At 50.5% G+C, this 23,376-nt stretch carries 28 protein-coding genes; 14 read left to right on the top strand and 14 right to left on the bottom strand.

Annotated elements, in window-relative coordinates:
- Position 1: 1 nt before the first annotated feature.
- The 10 genes from Q7J08_RS07460 to Q7J08_RS07415 form a co-directional block, all read right to left on the bottom strand.
- The gene (locus Q7J08_RS07460; protein ID WP_304911062.1) at positions 2-643 is read right to left on the bottom strand and encodes a hypothetical protein; all 642 of its coding nucleotides are present in this window, start codon (positions 641-643) and stop codon (positions 2-4) included.
- The gene (locus Q7J08_RS07455) at positions 640-1,260 is read right to left on the bottom strand and encodes an EhaG family protein (protein ID WP_304911061.1); all 621 of its coding nucleotides are present in this window, start codon (positions 1,258-1,260) and stop codon (positions 640-642) included. Before Q7J08_RS07455 ends, Q7J08_RS07460 begins: the two co-directional genes overlap by 4 nt.
- On the bottom strand, positions 1,257-1,769 hold the full coding sequence (locus tag Q7J08_RS07450) for an EhaF family protein (RefSeq protein ID WP_304911060.1): 513 nt from the start codon (positions 1,767-1,769) through the stop codon (positions 1,257-1,259). The genes Q7J08_RS07455 and Q7J08_RS07450 overlap by 4 nt, the downstream gene beginning before the upstream one ends.
- Complete coding sequence (locus Q7J08_RS07445; RefSeq protein ID WP_304911059.1) at positions 1,766-2,008, bottom strand: EhaE family protein; 243 nt, start codon at positions 2,006-2,008, stop codon at positions 1,766-1,768. The genes Q7J08_RS07450 and Q7J08_RS07445 overlap by 4 nt, the downstream gene beginning before the upstream one ends.
- Entirely contained in the window at positions 2,005-2,244 is a 240-nt protein-coding gene (locus Q7J08_RS07440; protein WP_304911058.1) for an EhaD family protein, read from the bottom strand. Before Q7J08_RS07440 ends, Q7J08_RS07445 begins: the two co-directional genes overlap by 4 nt.
- A complete protein-coding gene (locus Q7J08_RS07435) occupies positions 2,241-2,495 on the bottom strand; it encodes a DUF2109 domain-containing protein (protein WP_304911057.1) in 255 nt (84 codons plus the stop codon). Before Q7J08_RS07435 ends, Q7J08_RS07440 begins: the two co-directional genes overlap by 4 nt.
- A complete protein-coding gene (locus tag Q7J08_RS07430) occupies positions 2,477-2,965 on the bottom strand; it encodes a hypothetical protein (protein ID WP_304911056.1) in 489 nt (162 codons plus the stop codon). Before Q7J08_RS07430 ends, Q7J08_RS07435 begins: the two co-directional genes overlap by 19 nt.
- A gap of 145 nt (positions 2,966-3,110) precedes the next feature.
- Positions 3,111-3,935: a diaminopimelate epimerase gene (dapF, locus tag Q7J08_RS07425; protein WP_304911055.1), complete on the bottom strand. Its 825-nt coding sequence runs from the start codon at positions 3,933-3,935 to the stop codon at positions 3,111-3,113.
- A 113-nt stretch (positions 3,936-4,048) separates the two neighbouring features.
- On the bottom strand, positions 4,049-5,260 hold the full coding sequence (locus Q7J08_RS07420) for a RuBisCO large subunit C-terminal-like domain-containing protein (protein WP_304911054.1): 1,212 nt from the start codon (positions 5,258-5,260) through the stop codon (positions 4,049-4,051).
- 1 nt (position 5,261) lies between these two features.
- Positions 5,262-6,221 (bottom strand): ribose 1,5-bisphosphate isomerase, encoded by a 960-nt coding sequence (locus Q7J08_RS07415; RefSeq protein WP_304911053.1) that lies wholly within the window; start codon positions 6,219-6,221, stop codon positions 5,262-5,264.
- 73 nt (positions 6,222-6,294) lie between these two features.
- Here Q7J08_RS07415 and Q7J08_RS07410 point away from each other — a divergent pair, with 73 nt between their 5' ends.
- The 9 genes from Q7J08_RS07410 to Q7J08_RS07370 all read left to right on the top strand — a co-directional run bounded on the left by Q7J08_RS07410 (position 6,295) and on the right by Q7J08_RS07370 (position 14,742).
- Positions 6,295-7,119: an HAD-IC family P-type ATPase gene (locus tag Q7J08_RS07410; protein ID WP_304911052.1), complete on the top strand. Its 825-nt coding sequence runs from the start codon at positions 6,295-6,297 to the stop codon at positions 7,117-7,119.
- 181 nt (positions 7,120-7,300) lie between these two features.
- Complete coding sequence (gene atwA, locus Q7J08_RS07405) at positions 7,301-9,070, top strand: methyl coenzyme M reductase system, component A2 (protein ID WP_304911051.1); 1,770 nt, start codon at positions 7,301-7,303, stop codon at positions 9,068-9,070.
- 9 nt (positions 9,071-9,079) lie between these two features.
- Positions 9,080-10,624: a methanogenesis marker 3 protein gene (locus Q7J08_RS07400; RefSeq protein ID WP_304911050.1), complete on the top strand. Its 1,545-nt coding sequence runs from the start codon at positions 9,080-9,082 to the stop codon at positions 10,622-10,624.
- The gene (locus Q7J08_RS07395; RefSeq protein ID WP_304911049.1) at positions 10,621-11,082 is read left to right on the top strand and encodes a methanogenesis marker 6 protein; all 462 of its coding nucleotides are present in this window, start codon (positions 10,621-10,623) and stop codon (positions 11,080-11,082) included. Before Q7J08_RS07400 ends, Q7J08_RS07395 begins: the two co-directional genes overlap by 4 nt.
- Positions 11,082-11,528, top strand: a complete 447-nt coding sequence (locus tag Q7J08_RS07390) for a methanogenesis marker 5 protein (protein ID WP_304911048.1) — start codon at positions 11,082-11,084, stop codon at positions 11,526-11,528. Before Q7J08_RS07395 ends, Q7J08_RS07390 begins: the two co-directional genes overlap by 1 nt.
- Positions 11,525-12,787, top strand: coding sequence for a methanogenesis marker 15 protein (locus tag Q7J08_RS07385; RefSeq protein ID WP_304911047.1), 1,263 nt, complete (start codon positions 11,525-11,527; stop codon positions 12,785-12,787). The genes Q7J08_RS07390 and Q7J08_RS07385 overlap by 4 nt, the downstream gene beginning before the upstream one ends.
- The gene (locus Q7J08_RS07380) at positions 12,788-13,369 is read left to right on the top strand and encodes a methanogenesis marker 17 protein (RefSeq protein WP_304911046.1); all 582 of its coding nucleotides are present in this window, start codon (positions 12,788-12,790) and stop codon (positions 13,367-13,369) included.
- Positions 13,366-14,304, top strand: coding sequence for a methanogenesis marker 7 protein (locus Q7J08_RS07375; protein WP_304911045.1), 939 nt, complete (start codon positions 13,366-13,368; stop codon positions 14,302-14,304). Before Q7J08_RS07380 ends, Q7J08_RS07375 begins: the two co-directional genes overlap by 4 nt.
- 3 nt (positions 14,305-14,307) lie before the next feature.
- On the top strand, positions 14,308-14,742 hold the full coding sequence (locus Q7J08_RS07370) for a carboxymuconolactone decarboxylase family protein (RefSeq protein WP_304911044.1): 435 nt from the start codon (positions 14,308-14,310) through the stop codon (positions 14,740-14,742).
- 50 nt (positions 14,743-14,792) lie between these two features.
- Here Q7J08_RS07370 and Q7J08_RS07365 read toward each other — a convergent pair whose 3' ends face one another.
- Positions 14,793-15,617, bottom strand: a complete 825-nt coding sequence (locus Q7J08_RS07365) for an ABC transporter ATP-binding protein (protein ID WP_304911043.1) — start codon at positions 15,615-15,617, stop codon at positions 14,793-14,795.
- Positions 15,614-16,747, bottom strand: coding sequence for an iron ABC transporter permease (locus Q7J08_RS07360; protein ID WP_304911042.1), 1,134 nt, complete (start codon positions 16,745-16,747; stop codon positions 15,614-15,616). Before Q7J08_RS07360 ends, Q7J08_RS07365 begins: the two co-directional genes overlap by 4 nt.
- Positions 16,748-16,899: 152 nt before the next feature.
- On the opposite strand from Q7J08_RS07360, the gene Q7J08_RS07355 reads away from it, so the two are divergent.
- The 5 genes from Q7J08_RS07355 (at position 16,900) to Q7J08_RS07335 (ending at position 22,021) form a co-directional block, all read left to right on the top strand.
- The gene (locus Q7J08_RS07355; RefSeq protein ID WP_304911041.1) at positions 16,900-17,703 is read left to right on the top strand and encodes a hypothetical protein; all 804 of its coding nucleotides are present in this window, start codon (positions 16,900-16,902) and stop codon (positions 17,701-17,703) included.
- A gap of 72 nt (positions 17,704-17,775) precedes the next feature.
- Positions 17,776-19,356, top strand: a complete 1,581-nt coding sequence (locus Q7J08_RS07350; RefSeq protein WP_304911040.1) for an MFS transporter — start codon at positions 17,776-17,778, stop codon at positions 19,354-19,356.
- Between the two features lie 54 nt (positions 19,357-19,410).
- The gene (locus Q7J08_RS07345; RefSeq protein ID WP_304911039.1) at positions 19,411-20,421 is read left to right on the top strand and encodes a ComEC/Rec2 family competence protein; all 1,011 of its coding nucleotides are present in this window, start codon (positions 19,411-19,413) and stop codon (positions 20,419-20,421) included.
- Positions 20,418-20,639 (top strand): DUF3006 domain-containing protein, encoded by a 222-nt coding sequence (locus tag Q7J08_RS07340; protein WP_304911038.1) that lies wholly within the window; start codon positions 20,418-20,420, stop codon positions 20,637-20,639. The genes Q7J08_RS07345 and Q7J08_RS07340 overlap by 4 nt, the downstream gene beginning before the upstream one ends.
- 38 nt (positions 20,640-20,677) lie before the next feature.
- Positions 20,678-22,021 carry an aldehyde dehydrogenase family protein gene (locus Q7J08_RS07335; protein ID WP_304911037.1) on the top strand — a complete coding sequence of 448 codons (1,344 nt, stop codon included), beginning with the start codon at positions 20,678-20,680 and terminating at the stop codon, positions 22,019-22,021.
- On the opposite strand, the gene Q7J08_RS07330 is transcribed toward Q7J08_RS07335, so the two are convergent.
- A complete protein-coding gene (locus Q7J08_RS07330) occupies positions 22,018-22,578 on the bottom strand; it encodes a DUF357 domain-containing protein (RefSeq protein ID WP_304911036.1) in 561 nt (186 codons plus the stop codon). The two genes, Q7J08_RS07335 and Q7J08_RS07330, sit on opposite strands and share 4 nt — an antisense overlap.
- The gene (dph5, locus tag Q7J08_RS07325; RefSeq protein ID WP_304911035.1) at positions 22,572-23,330 is read right to left on the bottom strand and encodes a diphthine synthase; all 759 of its coding nucleotides are present in this window, start codon (positions 23,328-23,330) and stop codon (positions 22,572-22,574) included. The genes Q7J08_RS07330 and dph5 overlap by 7 nt, the downstream gene beginning before the upstream one ends.
- Between the last annotated feature and the right edge of the window lie 46 nt (positions 23,331-23,376).

The raw sequence follows: 23,376 nt of genomic DNA, 5'->3' as shown, positions 1-23,376 counted from the left end.
ATCACACCGTCAAGAGGATCTCCACGACCCGCAGAAAGAGCAGGAGAGAACTTACGTGGATCATCAGGATATACGGAGCTCCGGAAGCCCGCGTTATCTCGGCTTTACCAATATAGAAGGGAGCCATTCCTTCGCCAAGAACCCCTATCATCAGGAGTAATTTAGCGACGATGGGCACGCCGCCAACTGCCGCAAGTTCCCAGATGGAAAGCGTCCCGGTCGTAGCGGCAATTATTGCAGCTCCGGCAAACAAGGGGACCGTCCCCATCATGACAACCAGTCCGTAGGAGAACGCGGCCGAAAGAACATGTTTGTTTTTCACTGCGGCAACGATTCCGATATTCAGGACACCGATGAAAGCGGCAAACAGCGTGAAGTTGAAGATATCTCCGGTTACGATTGCACCGATCGTCGCGATCCCGCAGGCAATAGCCATAAATCTCTGGAATCTGAGAAGATCCACGGGTGTTTCTTTCAGGGAGTAGCCGTCGGTCCCGAATACGATCTCGACCGGTTTTTCCGGCAGGGAAATCACCGCAAGGATAACAAAGATCGCGGCAAATCCAAACAGGACCACGGTATATCCTGAAAGATAATGGATCATATCACCAAACGGTATCGTGACCAAAATCGACTCCATCATGATCCGTCACCCCGCATGGTACCCACAAGAGCAATCTTTGCCATCACCTTGATCATGATTCCAACTGCTGCGGCCATGAGAGCAAGGAACCATTGACTCGGGAAGAGGATAAAGATCAGAAATGCCAGAACCCAGAGGACCCAGGCATATCCGGATGCGTTCTCTGATGAGAGGAAATTTTCCGTCGTCGATTTCCCAAGGAAGAACAAGGCAAGACCGAGGCCCGCAATAAGACCGCCGGTAAATCCTGTGAGGAAAATACCATATGCGGTGAGAACAGCGCCGATGATCGGGGGGGCCGTATGCAGGACTTCGATGTCGAGACGGCGGATTGGGCGGACATTCTGGAGTCCTTCTTTGACGAGCCATAATTCTGAGACCGCCATTATTTCGGCAACCCCCACTACGAGTCCGGGAAGAATGAGTGCTTCGGCAAGATCGGTCGCGAGAAGTGCGATCACCACAAGCCCGGTTATCTCTATCAGGTCAACAATGATAAGCAGGTGGATCTCATCTTTTTGTCTGACGATCGCCGAAAAAGCAACGATGATCGCGATAAAGGCAACGGCAAGCCCTATTTTATAGATAATATCCATTTCAGCAAAAAATTCGATCATTCCTTTGACCTCCGGTAAAGAAACGCTGCTATCGCGAATGCACAGAAAAGGATGCTGGCTTCGACGATGGTATCAAAACCCCGGGTATAGTAGAGGATCTCATCGAGAATACCGCCGGGGTGAGCAACGATCGATGTCCCGAGATGGAGCGTGTAGTCTGCAAGGAGCTGACTCATCGGAGTGAGATACGCGGTCACGTAGCCAAGTATCGGCTCATTTTCCGGATACTGGGAAACTATGTCGGCAGGTTCCGTGAACGGGATCCCGCCGCGGTCATACGGATTCAGAGAGCTGGAAGGATCAAGCGACTTGGGATAAAGCTGATTCTCTTCATAAGCAATAAACGGAACACAGCAGAGACCAAAGACGATGATCAGACATACGCAGATCGCGTAAAGTTTTGGCAGATTTTCGATCGTCGAGAGGTAACAGGAAAGTTTCTGGAACGGACCGAATACTCCGCGTGCCTTTTTCGCCGGACAGTTTCTGGCATCCTGACCTTCCTTCATGCTCCCTCCTTTTTCTCGATCACTCTGACAAAGATCAGAGTGGTAACGACATTGACGGCGACGAAAGTGACAAGAGCGAGAGTTTCGTTGAAACCAAGCATGATAAACACGAGACCGAATTCCGCAACTTCCATATTGATGAGCCGGGTCAGGTAGGTTTTGTCACGCGGATATGCTGTGAAGATAACACCGACCAGGAGGAGGATGCATCCAACAATAAACTCAGGAGGAACGATCATTTGGCCGCCTCCTGTTTTTTGCCGAGAAGAAGCAGAATGAAAATCGTGCCAACAGGCATCAGAAGAGAGACGACGATCGCCACATCAAGATATCCTTTCTCCACAAGGAAGAGAACTACGCCTGCGGTGAGGATCCCAAGACAAATCAGTTTGTCAAAGGCTGATCTCACAAACAGCGTGGCTACCCCTCCAAAGAGAGCGAGGAAGATTGCCAGAATCAAAATCAGGTCGGTCATTTTTCCTCCAGTTGGGCAACGGTGCTTGAGATGGCATTCGATTCAAGGGTCGAGCCGATAAAATAGGCAATTGCCGCACAGATCGTTATGGGATATGGCATCAGAAGAACGATTGATCCTGCGACGGCAAAGTTCATGACGTTGAGGTACGGCAGTTTTTTCAGCGTTTTCGGCTCAAATACCGCACGGATTGCACAGTATACTCCGATGACCACACATATCCCCTCGACGATCATGAGACCTTCCTCCATATTTTTCCAAGCAGGCGGCTTGCATGCTTCGGAGAGATGCCTTCAACGAGGAAAATGGCTATAACGCAGCCGGCAATGAAGGATTCCGGCGGAAATCCCGCAAATGAAGTGAGTGCCCAGATGATCAGCGTGGCACAAATTGCCCCGCTTGTTCCCGCAAATCCTTTATCCGCACAGATGCGTGCTCCCACATATACAAGAACGATCGAGATCAACGCACCCCAGATACCCCAGGCATAATACCCGCAGGCAGCAAGAAGTGTCCCTGCCGACGCATCCGGCGATGATATGATATTGCCGATCATCCAACCGCCGTTCAGATCCCCGCCGCTGTTCTCGAGTTCTTTTCCGATCACATCAGCTCCGGAAACACCGCCTTTCTGTGGGAGTTTCCAGAAGATATCAAGTGCGGTAAAAAGCAGAAGGCAGATCACAGCAGCAAGGGGGATAGCGGGGATTAGATCAATCATAATGTTTCATCCGAACCTCTGAAAGGCATTGGGAAAGTGCTAGTTAATTAGGTATTGGCATTTGGTTAAATAAATGTGATGCATTTGGCCATCTGCATATCTCCTTCATAGGAGATGATACGAGTGAATCGTAGCAAAAAAGGAGTTAATACCGGATTTCTCCGACAAAGACCGTTTCTGCAGGTCCTTTCATCTGGGGGATATCCCCTACAATGATATCAAGCGGACCGCCGACGGTCTTCACGTGAACGGTGTTCCCATGTACCTTGCCAGATTTTGCTGCAATAAGTGCCGAGGCCGTAGAACCAGTACCACACGAGAGAGTTTCTCCCTCAACGCCGCGCTCAAAAGTCCGGATGACAATCTCAGACGAACCTGTGATCTGAACAAAGTTGACGTTGGTTCCCTTGGGGAAGGATGGGTGATGACGAATTTTGGGTGCGACTTCCTCGATAACGATACCATCAACATCGCCAACGAATATGACCGCATGGGGGACACCGGTGTTCACCGAATAAACGGTCATGCCGTCGATCTCGCGACTCTCATCATAAACTGCAGCTCCCATGTCAATGGTGGCCATGAAATCCCCTTCGGAATCATACCCTACACGGACCTGCATGACTCCTGCGAGAGTCTCAACAGAGAATGCTTTCTTCTTTGCATACTCTTTATCAAATGCATATTTTGCAATACAGCGGATCCCATTGCCGCACATCTCAGCCTCACTTGCATCCGGCTGGAAAAGTCTCATACGAATATCTGCCTTTTCGGATTTGGAGATAAAGAGGACGCCGTCTCCCCCGATACCGAATCTCCGGTCGCAGTACACAACAGCAAACTGCGCCTTCATTTCATCAGGAATGAGTATTCCATTCATCTCATCAATGAGAATGAAATCATTTCCGTTCCCGTGGAGTTTCATAAACGGGATTGACATAACATCATGTTTCGGGAGCTTGATGGTCATAATAATATATTATAGGAGTTCCGAGATTTAATACTCATTACTCTCCTTAGACATAAAGAAGATGATAAAAACAGGATAATGCTCTACCCATCTTTGGGCAGAACAAATTCAGCTCACACAGAGCCCCATTTTTCCAGTGCTTTTCGGAGCTCGGCATGGGTCTTTGCATACTCTTTGGCACTCACGCCCAAAAGTGCTGCATCCACTGCCTGCCGCATCGCACGTGCACCCGCCGCAGTTCCATCTGGATGTCCGTGAATACCTCCGCCCGCCTGCAGGACGATTTCGTTTCCAAGCGTTGTGATCTCAGCGTTGACTTTGCCCGGGTGAAGACCGCCTGAAGCTACGGGGAACACCGGGAGAAGATTTCCTGCCGGGCGAGTCAGTGCTGCATTGTCCCCGAGGATCTCGGCGGTTTTCCCCCCCATCTTTCCGGAAACCGTACCTGTGTGGAGCTGATCTCCTCCACAGACCCGAACCAGTTTTGCAATAGGCCGCATCGCAATACCATGTTCAGGATTTCTCGTCAGCGCCCCATGCATAGTTCGGTGGACATGGATCGGGACATTGATCGAGGGGGCAGCTGCAAGACACTGGACCGCAGAAAAACCTGCCGTCAGAACATCGACCATCAGCATATTTGCTCCCGCTTTCACGGCATTCGAAGCGACCTCGAGGATCCGGTCTCCACCTGTCGTCACGTTCAGTGCATACAGGACCTGACGCCCGGTTTCCTCTTTAGCCCGGTCGAGTGCTTCCATGACCATCTCCAGTCTGGCCATCAGCGGACAAAACTTCTGATCGGTCAGCGTCTCATCGTCTTTGATCAAATCGACTCCACCGATCGCAGCCTCGTAAGCAACGGCGGCAGTATCTTTCGGCGTCAAACCAACCTTCGGTTTGATGATCGTTCCAACATGCGGACGACGGGAGATGTCAGTGCCGCTGAGTTTTCGGACGCCCTCGATTCCGAACTTGGGTCCGGTCCCGTCAAGCCCCTTTGGAATATCAATGTCAAGAAGTCTGACAGCCTCAAGTTTTCCAAGACCGAACAGGTTTCCAGCAATTACGGATAGGTACTGAGGAATGTTGCCCGGCTCAAATATCTCATATGGGTAACTAAGTTTCGTTTGGAAACCGTTTCCCGACGGTACGATCTCAACGACCTCGCCGTCGAAGGCATGAACATAGGCAGTTTTCTCGTTCACGGTTGAAATATCGGTCCAGGTCCCGGTTGTCTGCTCCTCACAGATCGCCTGAGCGGCAAATTCTGGCGTCACTCCGAATTTTGGTTTGAAATAATAGGTTGCGATTAAATCTTTCATGTTAGTGCTTCTCCAAACTTAAGAACTGGTTCTGTAACTCGTCAAGTCCCCATCCGAGATATTCCCGCATGATCGTGTAGGCAAGATGAGGCGGAATTGCTCCTGCTTCGGTAATAATCAGATCAATATATTCAGCCGGGGTAACATCAAATACCGGGTTTTTGACGCGGACAAACGGCAGCCCTGCGGCAATATCATCAGGAAGGACTTCGTTTTGCGGACGTTCCTCGATCTGTATGCGTTCGCCAAGGATCGTTCTCGGGGCAAACTTGTATGTCTCGGCGGTCACGATCACATTTTTGCGTGCCTCGTGGGCGCAGAGAGCGATCTGCGACGTGCCGATCTTATTCACAACGGCCCCATTTACTGTTATTGCGTCGGCACCCACAATAACGAGATCGACCTCTTTCATCATGGTTCTTACCGCAGAATCCACGATATAGGTCGTAGGGATCTCATGGTCATTGAGCGTTTTGATGGTGATCCGTCCCTGATTCCACGGTCGGACCTCGGTTGCATAGACCTCGATATCTTTTCCCTGACGCTTCGCCTCGATAATACTCCCGAGAGCCGCACTTGAATTACAGTGCGTCATGATCACACTGCCGTCCTGGATATGATTTGCTCCCATTACGGAGATCCGATCGAGTGCGGTCCTGGATGACCAGATGAACTCGTTTGCTTTTTCCCGGAGATTCCGGCGTGCTGCCTCTTCATTTTTGGAAGAGCGGACATCACGCATTACGATCTGTATTGCATTGGGGAGAGAGACAGCTGTTGGCCGGGTCGCAAGAAGAAGACCTGCCGCCTGATCCATTTCCCGGATAAAAATCGAAACGTCTCCTGTCCGCGGAAGCGTCTCGGCATGATCACGAAGCGCAGAAACTGCTTCCCGGGCAATCTTTCCGGCGCCGCGTATCTCCATAGAGATGATTTTCTCGGCTGTGTCGTTGATGCTCATTTATAATACTGATTGAAGTCTAAGATTAAATAACTGAGGGTTAAGCCATGTTTTATCTCAAAGGGAGAGAATAATGTCGGTTGGTGTTGTTTTTGACAGTGCCGGAACGCTTCTGAAAACGAATCGTGCCGTGAAAAATATAAAGAGCGGGATACTGCTGAACGACAGTCCGGAAACGACGATGCTGACGTTTGAGGATCCAGACCGGATCCTCATTCTTCTGAATGTCAGTTCTACCGAGATGATGAAAGTCCCGCCGGAAAAAAATCTCTCAGAACACCTGAAAGAGACTGATGTGGTGTTTGGTATAAGCTGCGGGAGAAAAATCATTGATGCCGCTGATGTGGGGACTATTCTCTTCTCTGACCCGGTTTGCCGGGTTATTGACCTCCAGGAGGTTATCCGTGCCTGCTGGCAGATCGTTTCCAAAGAGGCTGAGTCGTTTGCCATGAATTCCGGTGTCATCATCAACCTCCGGACAAGAGAGATAGAATTTACGCTAGCAGCAGCAGGCTACCCATTTCCCGGGGTAAAGGAAATGATTTCGGCGCTGCACCAGAAAGGAGTCGCCGTGTACATTGCTTCCGGGGACCGAACCTCAAAACTTGAACTGATCGCAGATAAAATCGGGATCCCGCGAGACCGTATTCACGGCGTGGCGACTCCGGTAACAAAAGCACGTATCATAACGAGCCTCAAAGGAGAATACGATGTTGTGGTGATGGTCGGTGATGGGATCAATGACCTCTCGGCGATGCGGGCTGCCGATGTTTCTATTCTGACTGTTCAGCAGAAGGGAGAACGTCCGGACGTACTCTGCAAACAGGCAGGATACATCATTGACGACATACGTGATGTGGTTCCGATCATAGATAAGCTAAACGCTGATGTTGAGTGAAAACAGCAATGAAGCACGAACCTGCACTAATATGATAACTTCAATACTATCTTCATATTCATACACCCTCTGAAGAATATTTGAGGCAGTCAACGGTCATGCATCACACCCTACCTCGACCTGCTTCTAAAAACTAATAACTCCGTAAAACAAACACATACCGTTATAGAAGGAAGAACATATGAAAACCCCGTTTATCACGATAAAGGACCTCATCATGGACTTTCCAGTCTCTACGGATGATTGTGACGAGAAATCAACCGAAATGGTCAGGGTCCTGGATAACATCAATCTGGAACTCTCTGAAGGAGAGATCGTTGGTGTAATCGGCAGAAGCGGATGCGGCAAAACCGTACTTATCCATCTGATCCGAGGAATCGACCAGGCCCCAACTTCCGGAAAAATCATCTATCACATCTCCCGCTGTCCAAAATGCGGCAAAATCGAGTTCAAGAGCAATGCAGGAAAACCCTGTCCTGCCTGCGGCGAAACACTTATTGCAGAAGATGTTGATTTCTGGGCACCCAAAAACGAGAAACTCAAATCACAAATAATGGCAAGGACCTCGCTGATGTTCCAGCGGACCTTTGCGCTCTACGGGGACGATCGTGTCATTGAAAACGTGCTTCGTGCACTTGACGACATAAACTATCCTTCAGAAAAAGCCATCAGCCGGGCAGCCGACTTACTCGACGAAGTCAGACTCTCCCACAGAATGATGCACATTTCACGTGACCTCTCCGGCGGTGAAAAACAGAGAGTAGTCCTCGCCCGTCAGCTTGCCCGTGAACCACTCTTCCTTTGTGCGGACGAGCCGACAGGAACACTTGATCCGAAAACAGCGAGGATCGTCCATGATCTGTTAAAGAAAGCTGCCAAGGAAAACAATATGGGAATGATCGTCACCTCCCACTTTTCCCAGGTTCTTGAAGATGTCTGTGACAGGGCTGTTCTTCTGGATGACGGAAAGATCACCAAGATCGGCACTCCTGACGAGATCATCGAGGAGTTCATGAAGGGATATCACGACGACCGCGTATATACCGACCAGATTTTCGGCGACCCGATCGTCCGTGCCGAACATCTGCTCAAAAAATTCATCGCTGTTGACCGGGGTGTCATCAACGCGGTAAACGATATCACCTTCGAGATCAATGAACGGGAGATCTTTGGCATCATCGGCGTATCCGGCGGAGGTAAAACCACCCTTTCAAAGATGATCGCCGGTCTTTACGAGCCGACATCCGGTAAACTCGAAGTCAGGGTCGGCGACGAATGGGTCGATATGTCAAAACCCGGATATCTCTTCCGGGGAAGGGCAAAACAATACATCGGACTCCTTCACCAGGAATACGATCTCTATCCCCACAGAACGATCATCGACAACCTGACCGACGCGATCGGCTTAGAGTTCCCCAAAGAACTTGCGACCCGCAAAGCACTCATCACCCTTCGGATGGCAGGATTCACCGATAAGAAGGCAAAAGATGTTCTTCACAGACTGCCGGCAAGCCTTTCAGAAGGGGAGAAGCACAGAGTCGCTCTCGCACAGATCCTTATCCGTGAACCGCGCATCATTCTCCTCGACGAACCAACAGGAACGATGGATCCCATCACCAAAGTCGATGTCAAGCACTCCATCATGCATGCGAGAGAAGAGATGGAAGAAACGTTCGTCATCGTTTCCCACGACATGGAATTCGTGCGTGATGTCTGTGACAGGTGCATGTTCATGCGCGGCGGAAAGATCATCGCCATTGGTCCGACCCACGAAGTGCTGAACAACCTTTCCGAGGATGAAAAGATCGTTATGAGAAATGCGGTCGAGAAGGAACGGGCACGGGCAGAAACCGGGATCCCGAAAAAGGTGACCCTTGCAGGAGGAGCCCCTGAGGCAGAAGCGACCGAGGGAGCCCTGCATGAAACCACCGACGAAATGTTCGAGATGTAGGTCAGGATCATGACTGACATCCGGATTTTTCTCAATGGCGAGCAGAAAACCGTTCCAGAAACAACAACCCTCAAAGATCTCCTCCCGGAACAGCCGGAAGGGACCTCTGTCGTTCTTCTTTTACCCGGAAGCGTTTCCCGGGAAATGACGCCGCATCTCCGCCTGACCACAAGCGCCGGGGACATCGTCATCGAACTTGCGAAAAAAACACCCTTCCCTCTGCCTACGGGAGAGGTCGATCAGAATCTGCGTGTCCACTTCGAAGACAGAAATGCGGTATCGTTTGGACCATTCCCTCAGGAGTTCACGCCCGACAAAACACCATACCGTTATGAAAGAGGCGTCGTATGTCTCGGTTCCGGCGGCTATGATTCGAAGAACGCCTACCTCACATTTTCCCGCAGGGAACATATGGGCGATCACGGAGCCGCAAAAGGCGGAGCGATTTTAGGGAAAGTCATCTACGGTCTTGGGATCATGAACCGCTGGAAACACGGCGACACCATTACCCGGATAGAACAGGTATTTTCCAGCACGGATTCGACCAATGCGAAGGTGACCTCGGACCTCTCGACGGAGGTGAAGGAGGGGATGCAGATCTTTTCCGAACTGATCATCACCGCAGAAGGATATCAGGAAAATCATGCCGAGATCGACTGTACGTGCACAGACTCGGTCGAGCATATGCTATTCTGCCTGCGGGAAAACACATTCCGGATCGACCGGACCGCGTCCACCTACATCAGGGACCATACAGAAGGAAAACTCTACGTTCTTCAGGAACGCCAGAAACCGAGAAGAGAAGGGACGATTACGGTACGAACAGCCGGAAAAGGCTCGGGCGGCCTGTATATTTACACACGCGACGTCCAAAGCAATCAGCATCACACGCGGACCGGAGCGGTCACGCGGGGAATAGAGCTCGCCAAATTTTCAACCGAAAAAACAGTTCTGTCCGTCAGACCGGTCCCGGAACTCCTTGACCTGCGCGGCCTCCCTCTCGGAGAAGCAGTCAGTCTTGCAAAGAAACGCGGACTGAAAGTGATGGCAGACAACAAGGATGTGACCGGGAGGGTCGTCATCAGTCAGAAACCTGAGACGACACTCGAGGTCCTGAAAGAGGGAAAAGTCTCGCTCTTTACCATGGGTCTAGAGAATGTCATCGACATCTCGCTTGATTATAAAAAAGCCCCGCAATCGGTCGATCTGTTCCGCCGGGTCACCGGACTGAAGAAATATGCAGTCGGGACCATGCCGTTTATTTACAATCTTGAGGATGAGATGTACCTCTTCAAGCCGCCGTTCTCGACAGGCACGAACATCATCCCGGAGAACACCCCAAAAAAACCGGTCAAGACCAATACTCTCGCACTGACGAACGACTCGCGGCAGGCTGTCGGTATGGTCGGCGTCCGGGTGGTCGAAAACAAAGAGTACGGGCCGACCGGAGAGCCATTTGGGGGAACAAACGTCATCGGAACTATAATCGACATGGAAAAGCTTCCTCTCATGAAGGAAGGCGGGACTATCTACTTCAGGGAGGTCAAAGAGTGAAACCCTATGTCCCCGAGTATGTCGGGACCGTAACGAAGTATGTGTTCGTGGATTCTCCAAACACCACACCCCAGGATATTGCAACGGCCGCATACGAGATCGCCCAGGGTGTTATGATCAAAGAGACCTGTTTTGGGTGTCAGATCACCGGTTCCCCGGAAGATGTCGACCGGATCGTTGAACATCTGCGTATTCTCGATCCCTATCGGATCTTCATAAAAGACAGGGGATTTCCTCCGGGAGATTCACGGAGATGCCGCGCCGATCTCGGCGGTGCGAGACCCGGGTATCTCGGGCACGAATACGAAATGAGTTTTATCAGATATATCTCCCACGGACTGGAAGAGACCGAGGGGATGAACAAGACCTCACTCAAAAAAGCTGCAGGGGAAGCTCTGCCGCTTGAAGAACCGCTCGATGCGGATGTGCTCGAAAAACTCTTTTCGGAGGAAAAATAATGGCAAAAGTATTCATCTATCCGGCAACCAGCCTCATCTTATCCGACCTTGTAGCGAGGTACGGTCACGAACCACTCGGTTCGGCTCTTTCGATCCGCGAACATGTCCAGACACCGGGTTTTGATTCACCGCCGATCCAGATGACCTCGGAAGATCCGCAGAAAGGTCTGAAATGGGCAGCGGTCGAAGTGCCGTCAGGGATCCGGGGGCGGATGGCCCTGTATGGCCCTCTCGTAGAAGAGGCAGAAGCTGCGATAATTATCGATGAGCCGGATCTCGCATTCGGCTGTATGGGCTGTGCACGAACAAACGAGCTTCTGGTATTCATGCTCCGGGAAAAAGACATCCCGAGACTTGAACTGAGGTATCCGGCAACTAAAGAAGAAGGTGTGACGTTTGTCGCAAAAATCAAACAGTTCCTAAAAGATCTGGAGGTCAAAGAATGAGTGCAAAAGAACAACCGGTACGGATCGCCCAGATCACCTGCGGGGCAGAATACAGCGGGATCCAAAACGAAATCACGTCCGCAGCAGAGACCGTTGGGGCAAAGATGTTTTACCCTGATGTTGCGTTGAAAGATGTAAAACGCGCCTACAAGGACTTTGGTCTTCCGGTGAAAAGTCCGGATCTGAAACTTGCGATCGCTCGTGCCCAGGCAATCGTAGAGGGAAGGATCGAGGCGGACGGAATCTTCATTGCAAGTTGCTTCCGTTGCGCAGAAGCGGCTATCGTTCGAAACGAACTCCGCAGATATATCCTAGAGAATTCAAAGATTCCGGTTGTATCCTACTCGTTCAACGAACGAACCGGCGCATCCACTCTTCTGACCAGACTTGAAGCCCTTTCAACCATCGCAAAACGCCGTGCCCTTATGGCGCGTGAGGTCCAGGTCGGAACAACAATGGGTGTGGACTCAGGCTCTTCGACCACCAAATGCATCATCATGCAGGACAACAAGATCATCGGGACCGGATGGAGACCGACCACCGATGTTCTGAACAGTGCGGACGAGGTCATCGCTCTCGCACTTGAAGAGTCCGGACTCAAAATCTCCGACATTGAAGCCACAGGATCCACAGGATACGGAAGATTCCTTGTCGGCAAACACATCAAAGCGGATCTCATCCAGGAAGAACTCACCGTCAACTCAAAAGGTGCGGTCTACCTTGCAAACGCCCAAAAAGGATTTGCGACCGTCATCGACATCGGCGGTATGGATAACAAAGCAATCAGTGTAAACGACGGGATGCCCGGATCATTCACGATGGGAGGCATCTGCGCCGGAGCATCCGGACGGTTCCTTGAGATGACCGCAAAGCGTCTTGGCGTCGACATCACCAAACTTGGTGCATTATCTATGGAAAGCGACGGCGGGGAGAATGTGCCGATGAACAGTTATTGTATCGTCTTTGGCACACAGTCTCTGGTCAATGCCCTTGCGGCGGGATTTAAACCCGCAGATGTTGCAGCCGCTGCATGTCACAGCGTTGCCCAGCAGGTGTACGAACAGCAGCTCCAGGAAGTCGATATCAAAGAGCCGGTCATCATGGTCGGGGGATCATCGCTCATTCAGGGACTCGTCCGTGCCATGGGTCGAATGCTCAAAACAGAGATCGTCGTCCCTCCATATTCCCAATATATCGGGGCAGTCGGCGGAGCATTGATCTCCTCGGGCTTTGTCGATAAGAAGGTGAAGGAGGCGTAAATGGCAGGTTTGGACTACTTCGAGGTGGAATGCACCGAAGACGGGTCGGACAACTACAATAAAATCGCGACCACCGTACTGCAGGACCACAATCTGCTCAGTATCGTGGAAGGACTGCACATTTATATCGACCCGGCATATCCCCTTTTTGTGGCAACCGGATTCATCCGCCCGCCGCGTTCGGCAATAAAGATCTCGGATGTAGGCAACGTATTGATTCAGGACAATCAGGCAACGATCGCGGTCGGAGATGAAACCTATCTTGCCGCGATGCTGAAAATGCTGTGGCTCAAACTCGGACACGACAATGTCGATCAGCCAGACCGATTCACCGTCATCATCAAAAATGTGGCGATCCCAAAGAATCTGAGAGACTGGGTGGTCATCGACCCGACCCAGTCACTCTTCAAAGATCTGATCTATGCGATCCAGGTGATCGCCCCCGAAGGCTTCAAGGTCCGGCGGGAGAACTACGGAAAGAACCGGTTCTCATTTGCCGCAAGCGAAAACACCATCCCGGCGGAAGTTGTCGATAAGATCATCGCTGACCGGTTCGCGAAAATGGAGGAGGCACTGAAATGATCCTTGTACCGATCACCTACAAAGGAGGGGTGTACCGTCTTGACGAGATCATCGATTACATCGAGGATCTCGGCGGCTATATCGTCCAGCGACATAACATTGCAAGCGAGGTCGTTCTTCAGGTCCTCATGCCGAAGGAGGATATCAAACGGCTCATCACCTTCTCCCGACCACTCGCAGGAGAGATCCTGGAGTCTCCGCTTGTTGGAACCGAAATCGCGGTTGTCATTCCAAGTCTCGAGATCCACCACCTTCCTCATTCAGCATGCGACGTAGCCGAATATCTGCGAAGCCATGGATCGAAATCGAACATGCTCGGCATGGCACGCGGTTTTGGAAAACGCATCGCCCAGATGAATGACGAGGAACGTGATCTGATCAACGAACATGATCTCGCGATCTTCGTGCTTGGCAACTTTGCCTCCTGTATCGAAACGAAATTCCCGAAGTTTCGACCCGGCATCACTGTCCCGATCATTCTGACCGGGGGGCCTGAGCGGGAGATCCTCGAAAAACAGACCAACCCGCCTGTTGCCGGATACGTCGGAGGTCTCGGACGGTTTATGCACCGGACCCAAACGGAAGCGGATATTCATCGGCTCGATCTGGTGATCGACGAGGTGATAAAAGTCGTGGAGATGCGTCGGCAGGAGATTGCAAACGATCCCCTCTCGGTCTCGCCCGCAAGACTCCAGGCGCTCATCAAGCAGGAGTTGCCGGAGATCGAGGAGGTCTACTCCCCCTCCCCGATCGCAGTCCAGCTCAATGGCCTGCGGGTAAAACTTTCTTACCCGACATATGCACAAAAAGTCCGGGATCTCGTGATCGAGGATGAAGTAAAAGTCGGCGATGTGGCAGACGTTCTGCCTTCACGTATGCGGGATTATATTCTGATCCGCATAAAGCCGCTTTCGGAAACAAACATAGTGGTATAAATCATGGTAGATATCGACATGAATTTTGAAGAGGCGATCGCCGAAGTACAAAAGAACGGAGCGAAACTTACAGCCGCCGAGTGGCTTGGAAGGATCGAAGCAGAGTACGGAACATCGCCTCTGATCTATAAAAAACTGGAGGACTGTCCCGAAGCTCTCATCTCACATCTTTTGTACAAAAATGCCGTGACGCAGGCTGGAGCACTGCCGCCGAAGACCGTTGAACTCATCAGCCTTGCAGTCGGAGCGGCATTACGTTGTGATCACTGTACCTCCTACCATATGCAGGTCGCAAAGAAGATGGGGATCACGAATGAGGAGATCTTAGAGGCGGTTTTGGTCGCAGGTCTTCTCGCAAACTCATCGGTCCTCGCAAATGCCTACCGTCTGGTCGTGCCGGAGAAGGAACCGTGCGTCGGGACCTGCGCCATACAATAGAGGAAATCAAAACCCGTTTGAAAAAAACGGGAGAATGATTTCACATCCAATTATTTTTTCATCTGGAGTAATTCAGTCTCACATCGGACTCCGCCTTCTATTGGAATACAAAGTTTATGATGACGGGTCGCTGAATGAAATTCCTCGATGTGGACATCCACATTGTAAACATCCTTGATCAGTTTTGCGTCCAAAACATCATCAGGACTCCCATCTGCAATCACTTTTCCTCTCTGGATAGTCAGGACACGATTTGCATACAAAAAAGCATGATCCGGATTGTGCGTTGAGAGAATAATGATGTAACCTTCCTTTGCAAGATCGGAGATCCGGCACATCACCCTGAACTGATTGCCGTAATCCAGATTTGCAGTCGGTTCATCCATAATGAGGACCTTTGCTTTTTGCACAAGAGCACGGGCGATAAGAGTGAGCTGACGTTCCCCGCCGCTTATCTCACCATAACCGGCATCACGCAGATGAGCAATACCCAGACTTTGCATCGCAGCATATGCCTCGTTGATATGATCCTGATTTGGAGCAGACAAAAGACTGAGCTGATTGGTAACGCCCATAAGGACCACATCCAACACAGTGTAGTTGAAAACCGGATATGTTGACTGAGGAATGTAGGCAACATGTTTTGCGATCTGTTTATGCGTAAGGGATTTGATATTGACGCCGTTTAAGATGATCTCTCCGGAATAATTTCTCAGAAACCCGAGAATACAGCGGAACATCGTACTTTTTCCGACACCGTTCGGACCAAGAACGGCGAGAAGGTCCCCTCCCTTCGCAGAGAAAGATATAGCGTCCAGTACGAGAGGAAGATGCTTCCCGTAGGAAAAACTCAGATCGTTCACACTGAGATTCATGAACGTTTTCCTCCCATCATCAGAAGATAGGCAAAAATCGGCGCTCCGATGAATGCAGTCAAAATCCCGATCGGAACTTCCGTCGTTGCAATAGTCCGGGAGAAATCATCCACAAGCAGCAGGAATCCACCACCCATGATAATAGCGGCGGGAACAATCTTCCGATAATCATACCCGAAAAGCATCCGGCAGAAATGCGGAATCACAAGACCAACCCAGCCGATGATTCCGGAAATTGATACGGCAACGGCGGTTATCAGGGTGGCACAGACAATGACTACAAACCGGAGTCTGTGAGTATTTACCCCCATACTCTTCGCCTCATCCTCACCCAACGTCAAAACGTTCATTCTCCAGCGAAGAAGGAAAATCGGGAGCGTTCCGAGAATAATGATGATGCCGGCAAAAATCACATCATGCATCGTCGCACCGGCAAGACTTCCCATCAGCCAGTAGGTGATCGCCGGAAGTTGTTCGTTCGTGTCAGCGACCAGTTTGATATATGACGTCGATGCGGAGAAGAGACTCCCTACCAGTATACCTGCAAGAACCATGCTCAGGGTGGCACTCCCTTTTGTCATACGGCTGACCATATAGGCGACCAACACAGCGATCAGCCCGCCGGCAAAGGCAAGGATGGTGACCATTCCGCTCCCAAGCGACAGATAAATGGCAAGACATGCACCAAATCCCGCGCCTGCCGAAGCTCCGAGAATATCCGGAGAGACCAGCGGATTCTGGAACATTCCCTGATACGCAGCTCCCGCTGTGGAAAGTGCGGCCCCTACTAAGAGTGCAGCAAGGATACGGGGAAGACGGATATTTATTACAACACTGTACATGGCATAATCCCATGTATCAATACTCACGATAAACTGGGACAGAAAACCCAGAACGGTATTCTGGATATCAGGGAAGGGACTTAAAACAAAGGAGATACAGCCATAGATGGCCGATAAGAAAGCCGATATCAAAATCTGAAGAACATCACCAATGCATATGGTGAATCTCCCGACAACAAAGGAAATCAGAATACATACCACTGCTGCAAGAATGAGAAGTATGAATCTAAGTTTATAGTTTGGTTGTTTCCGATTCCGAACGGTCAGAAATTCAACAGGTTCCGACATAAGTCATAATATTTACATCCCAAAGAGATATTAAGTATTCACAGTCAATTCTGAAAAGTTAAACAGGTACTATTAACAAAATGAGAGGGAGATTCTCTGGGTGAGGTATTAATACCTCGGGAATAAATATCATCACACAAAGGAGGTATCATTTGGCACGGAAAAAAGAGTTTGATCCGCTAGGCGGGTCGATTGGCAGTGAAAAACCAAAAAAGGCGAAGAAAGACAATACGGTTCTCGGGTCGAAAGGACATACCGGTTCATCGAGTGTCTACGATGAAATGGATTATACACCCGTATCTGACGGCTATACCGATGCTTTGACGGCAAGCGGAGCATCGGACAAACCAAAAAAACGAGGACTTTTTTCAGGGATCTTCGGGCAGAAGAAATCGCCAAAAGCGTCCGGTCCGGCAAAGAAATCCGGATATGAGAATAACTTCCCGATCATAGATGATTCCGGGATACCTGATACGGAAAAATACTATCATGCGGGGACGGATATCCATGAAGATGACATCTTTGAGGTAGAACCTCTGGAGATGAACGAGCCGGCAATTCCCGATGCAGAATCCTTTGAAGAAAAATATCCGAAGTCTCAACCGTTCATCGCAGACCAACCGAAGATTAGAAGATCAGCAGAAGAACCGGCTCATTTCTTCGTCGAAGAAAAACCGAAACCAAAAAAACTGACGGTGAGATATCACCCAAACGTCTGTTACCTGTGTGGAGCGGATTCGGCGGTCCCGCATCCGCAGTTCAGATTCGGGAGCGAGTCGGATACGGAGAACACCGTTCCCCTTTGTAAAACCTGCATGCGTGCCGTAACAACGCTGATGAAATACCGTGATCCTGCAGATGAACGGGAGATCAAAAGCGAATGGCGATCTCTTTCGCCCGGCCTGGATGAGAAACGTGCTGACGACATCATCAGTAATGGACGCAGAAATTATTAACAACAACTCTTTTTTGAGTAACAACACAAAATGAATATCCATTAATACATCCAAAAAACAATAAAGATGTATATGGAAACATTACGTCTGAGTGCAAAACAATATTTAATTGCAATAACAGTCGGAATTGCCTGTTTTTTGCCCCCGTTTATCGGAGAAGCGACAAACATCGCCCTCCCAAATATGCTTAATGGGCTGGGATATACGATGGGACCAGACTACTGGGGTCTTTACGGTTGGATCCTTACTGTATACCTGCTCACGTCCACGATTTTTCTTATTCCTGCGGCAAGACTTGCCGATAAATTCAGCAAGAAGTGGTTCTTCTGCATAGGTGTCCTTCTGCTCGGCATAGGATCTCTCGGTGTTGGCATGTCAACTTCAGGCGAAATGGTCCTTGCCATGCGCACAATCGAGGGAATCGGAAATGCGCTGATGTTTGGAACCGCGATAGCTTTGCTTGCTTCGGCAGTGAAAGTCGAACTCCGTGGTACCGCGATCGGATTGGCCATGACCGGAGTATTCATGGGACAACTCGCCGGACCTCTGCTTGCCGGGGCCCTTACCGATGTCTTCGGCTGGTCGATGGTGTATCTTATCCTCTGTCCGGTTGCACTTCTTTCCTTCATTCTTGCAATTCCCTTCATTCCAAAAGACCACCCGACAGATACGGGACGATATGACTGGATCGGCGCGATCCTCTTCATGGTGGGCATGGGTCTTGCCCTCTACGGATTTTCCAAACAGCCCAACACAGAAGCACTCGCACTTCTTATCTCCGGGATCTTTCTTTTGATTGCCTTCTTCTTCTATGAAAAGAGAAATGCGAATCCCCTTATTCCAATCAACCTGATCCTCCACAACAGAGGATTCACCTTCAATAACTCCGCAAACCTGCTGTATTATGTGGCGATCTATGCAATGGGTTCCCTTGTCTCGCTCTATATGACAAATGTCTGGGGGATCACGGACGCACTGCCCCGTGCTCTCATCGTCACCACGCAGGGACTGATCCTTGTGCTCTTCACGATCGTGGCAGGCAGATTCTATGATCACCTTCTGCCCAGATGGCTTCTCGTATTCGGCGCACTTCTCACCATTGTCGGTATTGCAGGAGCATTCTTTATGGGTGCCGCCTCCGCTGAACCGGTCTGGTTGATCGGTGCGATCCTCTGTGCAAGTATCGCAGCATTTGGTATCGGCTCTCTGATCCTCACCACAATCGACCGGCTCATCAAACATGCCCCGCCAAAATATGCAACGACCACGGGACTTCTCATCATCAGTATAGGAATGATCGTTCTTCTCACCTGCGGGACCGAGACTGCGATCTGGAGTATGATCGCCGTTCAGGCATTCTTCGGTGTGGGTATCGCCATATTCGTCACGCCGAACAGTACGGCGATCATGAACTCGGTGACGCATCAGGAATTCGGCATGGCGTCCGGGACCCTTTCTACGACCAGGATGCTTGGAATGGCGATCTCGATCGGTATCGTTTCCATTCTGAAAAACATCTTCCTTGCAGGAGTTTCGGACGACTACGCGGCCTCCTTCCTCCAGATGATGGACGGGACCATTATTGCCGCACTCGTCGTTTTAGTCCTCGCGATGATCTTTTCCTGGACCGCGGGATCACGTAAAAACGCGTAACCCATAATCTCAACCACGCTCTTTTTTTCTTCCGCGTTCATACTCTTACCACATATGGCAAAGAGATCAGGCAAAAAACGAAGTTCATCCGGTACGACCCATAAGAAGATCACCAGCCTCATCTGCGGTCTGCTTATTATCGCAGTTGTGGTGATCTATGGAGGAGCTGAACTCAGCGGATATGGCAGTTCGACCCCGCTCGCACCGCTGGTCACCGATGAGCACGCCTTTTCCATGCATGTCATCGATATCGGACAGGGAGATGCTATCCTTCTCTCCAAAGACGGAATGTATGCATTGATTGACGCAGGTGAGACAATGTCCCCTTCGATCCGCGAATCGCGCTCGGCGATATTCGCTTACCTTGATTCGCTTGGCGTCGAAAGATTAGAGTTTCTGCTGATCACCCATCAGGACTATGACCATATCGGTTCGGCAAAGGATGTTCTCGCGACCTATGACGTCGGCGTTGTCTATGACAACGGGGTTGAACATACATCCGCGACGTATGAAAATCTCCAGCAGTACATCTCTGATGAAAATATTAGTTATACTATCGTCAGAGAAGGGGATCAGATCACGAATCCCTGGTACGGCGTAACGATCGAGATCGTCTCACCCCCGCATGATCTCATCATGACCGGAGCTTCTCCCGATATCAACGAAAATTCCATCGTTCTCAACGTAACTTACGGTAATGTCTCATTTATTCTCACCGGGGATGCCGGTAAAAAAGCCGAGGCATATATTCTCTCTACAGGCACGGCAGTTGATGCGGAGATACTCAAGGCAGGTCATCACGGAAGCTCCACCTCATCCACCGATGCGTTCCTCAAAGCAGTCAGCCCGAACGTTATCGTCATGAGTCTTGGTGCAGACAACGATTACGGTCATCCGCATATCGAAGCCCTGACACTGTTCGCAAAATACACCGACCACATCTACCGGACCGATCTTGACGGTGATGTGGTCGTGACGACCGACGGATCGGTCTACTCCGTTGTCACCAGAAACGAACATATCGCAGAAAATATTCTCGTGTCGGGAGACGGGGTCCGGGTATGAAACTGCTCGTGACCGTGGATGAGATAGAAAACAACAAAGCCGCGCTCCTTCTTCGCGGTCCAGAAGGCGAGAGACCCCTTGGGATTTTTCCTCTGGAAAACCTGCCGGCAGGCACAAACGTCGGCGACATCCTCTCCCTCTCATTTGAAAAAGAAGAGGAGGAAACGATAGCAGCCCGGCAGAGAATCCATTCTCTGCACAAAGCTCTGGAAAAATGATAGATTCCTTTTTATTTTTGTGAAACAAAGTGAAACATATGTCTATTGAAGCTCACCGGTATTTTTTTAACACCGGCAATACTCTCCCGATCCAGCGCAGACTCCTCGCTCTGCAAAAACTCCGGGCATCCATAGAGGCTCATGAACCTGAGATCACAGCGGCTCTTTTTGCTGATCTTGGGAAATGTCCCTTCGAGGCATACGCATTTGAGATAGCTCCTGTCCTTCACGAGATCGATTATCTGATCAAGCACACGAAAAAGTTCCTGAAACAGGATAAGGTACGTTCCCCCTTGCTGATTTTCCCGGCAAAAACAGTTATCCGTCACGACCCGTTCGGTCTTGTTCTCCTTTTGTCTCCGTGGAATTATCCGTTCAATCTCTTTATGCTCCCGCTTGCGGGTATCATCGCCGGGGGAAATGTCATTATCGGAAAAACATCCCGAAGATCCCCGGAGACGGGGAAGATCATCAGGACGATCCTTGCGGAAATATTCCCCGAAGAGTGGGTCAGTGTAGAGGATGAGGTCGATCTGGATGCGCAGTATGATTACATCTTCTTCACCGGAGGGAAAGATACCGGAAAAATGATCGCTGAAAAGGCGGCGGCTCATTTCACACCGGTGACCCTGGAACTTGGCGGGAAAAATGCCTGTATCGTCGATGAAACGGCAGATATCCCTGTAGCCGCAAAACGGATCGCCTGGGGGAAGTTTGCAAATTCTGGACAGACCTGTATTGCCCCGGACTATCTGCTGGTACACATATCCATGCGGGACCAACTCGTGAAAAAACTCAAAGAAGAGATCGTCACCCTCTACGGAAGTAATCCGGCAACAAACGATGACTATGGGAAAATCGTCACTATGGATGCATATGACCGTCTGGTCTCATTTGAAACACCGGACAATCTCATTTTCCGTGCCGGAGAGCACAATCCAAACGGAAGAAAGGTCGCGCCGACGATTTTGTCCGCCGGTATGTCCGACACGATCATGCAGAATGAGATCTTCGGTCCGATCCTTCCGGTCCTCACCTGGGATAGGAAAGATGAACTTGAACAGCTGATCAAAAAGGATCCGCTGGCTCTGTACATTTTTTCCGAGAACAAAACCTTCTGTGACACCCTCCTCGATCATCACCCGTCAGGCGGAGCCTGCATCAATGATGTTATGATGCAGGTCGCAAACCAGAACGCACCCTTTGGCGGAGTCGGAACAAGCGGGATGGGAAAATATCACGAGACGGACTCGCTGGAAACATTCACCCGGAAACGCACGGTCGTCATCAGGAAAACAAAACCCGACCCGAAAATCCGGTATCCGCCGTATACCGAAAAAACGCTGAAGCTCGTAAAAAAGTGGCGTAAAATGCTGTTTTAAATGGTGAAGAGATGCCGATCTCCGGAAATCGAAAACAGACCGGCACGAACCCCGCAGTCAAGCCAGCCGTATCCGTAGGAAAACAGCACCAGAGCATTGATGAGGTCGTCCGGGAGATGAGTTGTCCCCCGGGTCAGATATGCGTGTCCTGTCGCATGGATCGTTGAGGCCGCAGCATACATCGCGGTCTCCGGATCGGGCGCGGGGGTAACTCCATCCAACGCGTTCGTGAGCATTCTCTGATACCGGTAGGTTTTCTCGGTCAGATGCTCGGCAAGAGATTCCGGGAGGCTTTCGTCGATCTCGGGAGGAGCCGACGGCGAACCCGCAAGGTACCCGAGACAGCGTCCCGCGTCCAGCCAGCCGTACCCGTACGCAAACGAGGCAGCCGCGTTCACCAGATCACCTTTTTTGAAAAAAACTCTGCCGTCCGAGGCATAACAGGAGACCATCTTAGCGATCTCGTCCGCGGTCTGTCCAAGAACCGTGTTGTTTGGAACGGTCTTCTCAGAACCGGAATCCTTAGCAAAGACTTTCCCGTATGCATCGATCAGCATAGACCCGCAAACCTCTCAAGATACTCCCGCTCGATATCGTGAAGTTTTGCCGGGACAATGAGAATATGCAGAGGGGAGCCGAAGTCAAAGGTTTTCATCTCCTCGGCACTTCCTGCATGGACCGCCGGGTCGGGAGAACCCGCACGGGCGATACCGACATATAACGGGATTTCGGCACCCACGCGGCGTGCCTGCTCTTCCAACAGATCGACGGCCTCGGAAATCTTCATGTAACGTTCCTTGTCCTTCTGGATATCAAGAAACACCAGTGTGTGGAGATTTTCCTTCAGATTTGCCGAAATGACCTCTATCGGGGTCATCGGGAACCATTTCCCGTACGGGAAGGGAACAGAAACGGATTTGCCGAACCGGTAGTTCTGCAGACCGGAAAGACCGCAGACCGCGGTCGTTATCGAGGCACCGTGAATGATTTTTGTCTGAATGTTTCGATCAGCCGCCCGGATACGAAGATCCGAATGGGTCGTCGCAATCATTGAATCGCCGGCAGTCAGAAAAACCGCGTGTCCGAACTCGGCGGCATCGAGGATCTTATCTGCATGGATCTCCACATCTTCCCGGTACAGAGGCGTGATCTTTTTTCCGTAGAACGCTTCGAGCCGTTCGATCGGGGCACCGGTCAGAACCGAGGTATACACTTCCAGAAACACCGTGTCGGCGGATTTGATAGCATCCATACCACGGACCGATACGTCAGATTCGTCAAAGAGGCCAAGCCCGATAAAAGTCAGCATTGTTACTCATCTGTTGGCTCTCGTCCATGTTATTTTTATTGAGAAG

The sequence above is a fragment of the Methanocorpusculum sp. genome, from assembly GCF_030655665.1.
In the GTDB taxonomy this organism is placed as follows: domain Archaea; phylum Halobacteriota; class Methanomicrobia; order Methanomicrobiales; family Methanocorpusculaceae; genus Methanocorpusculum.
This window is presented reverse-complemented; position numbering and strand designations above follow the sequence as displayed.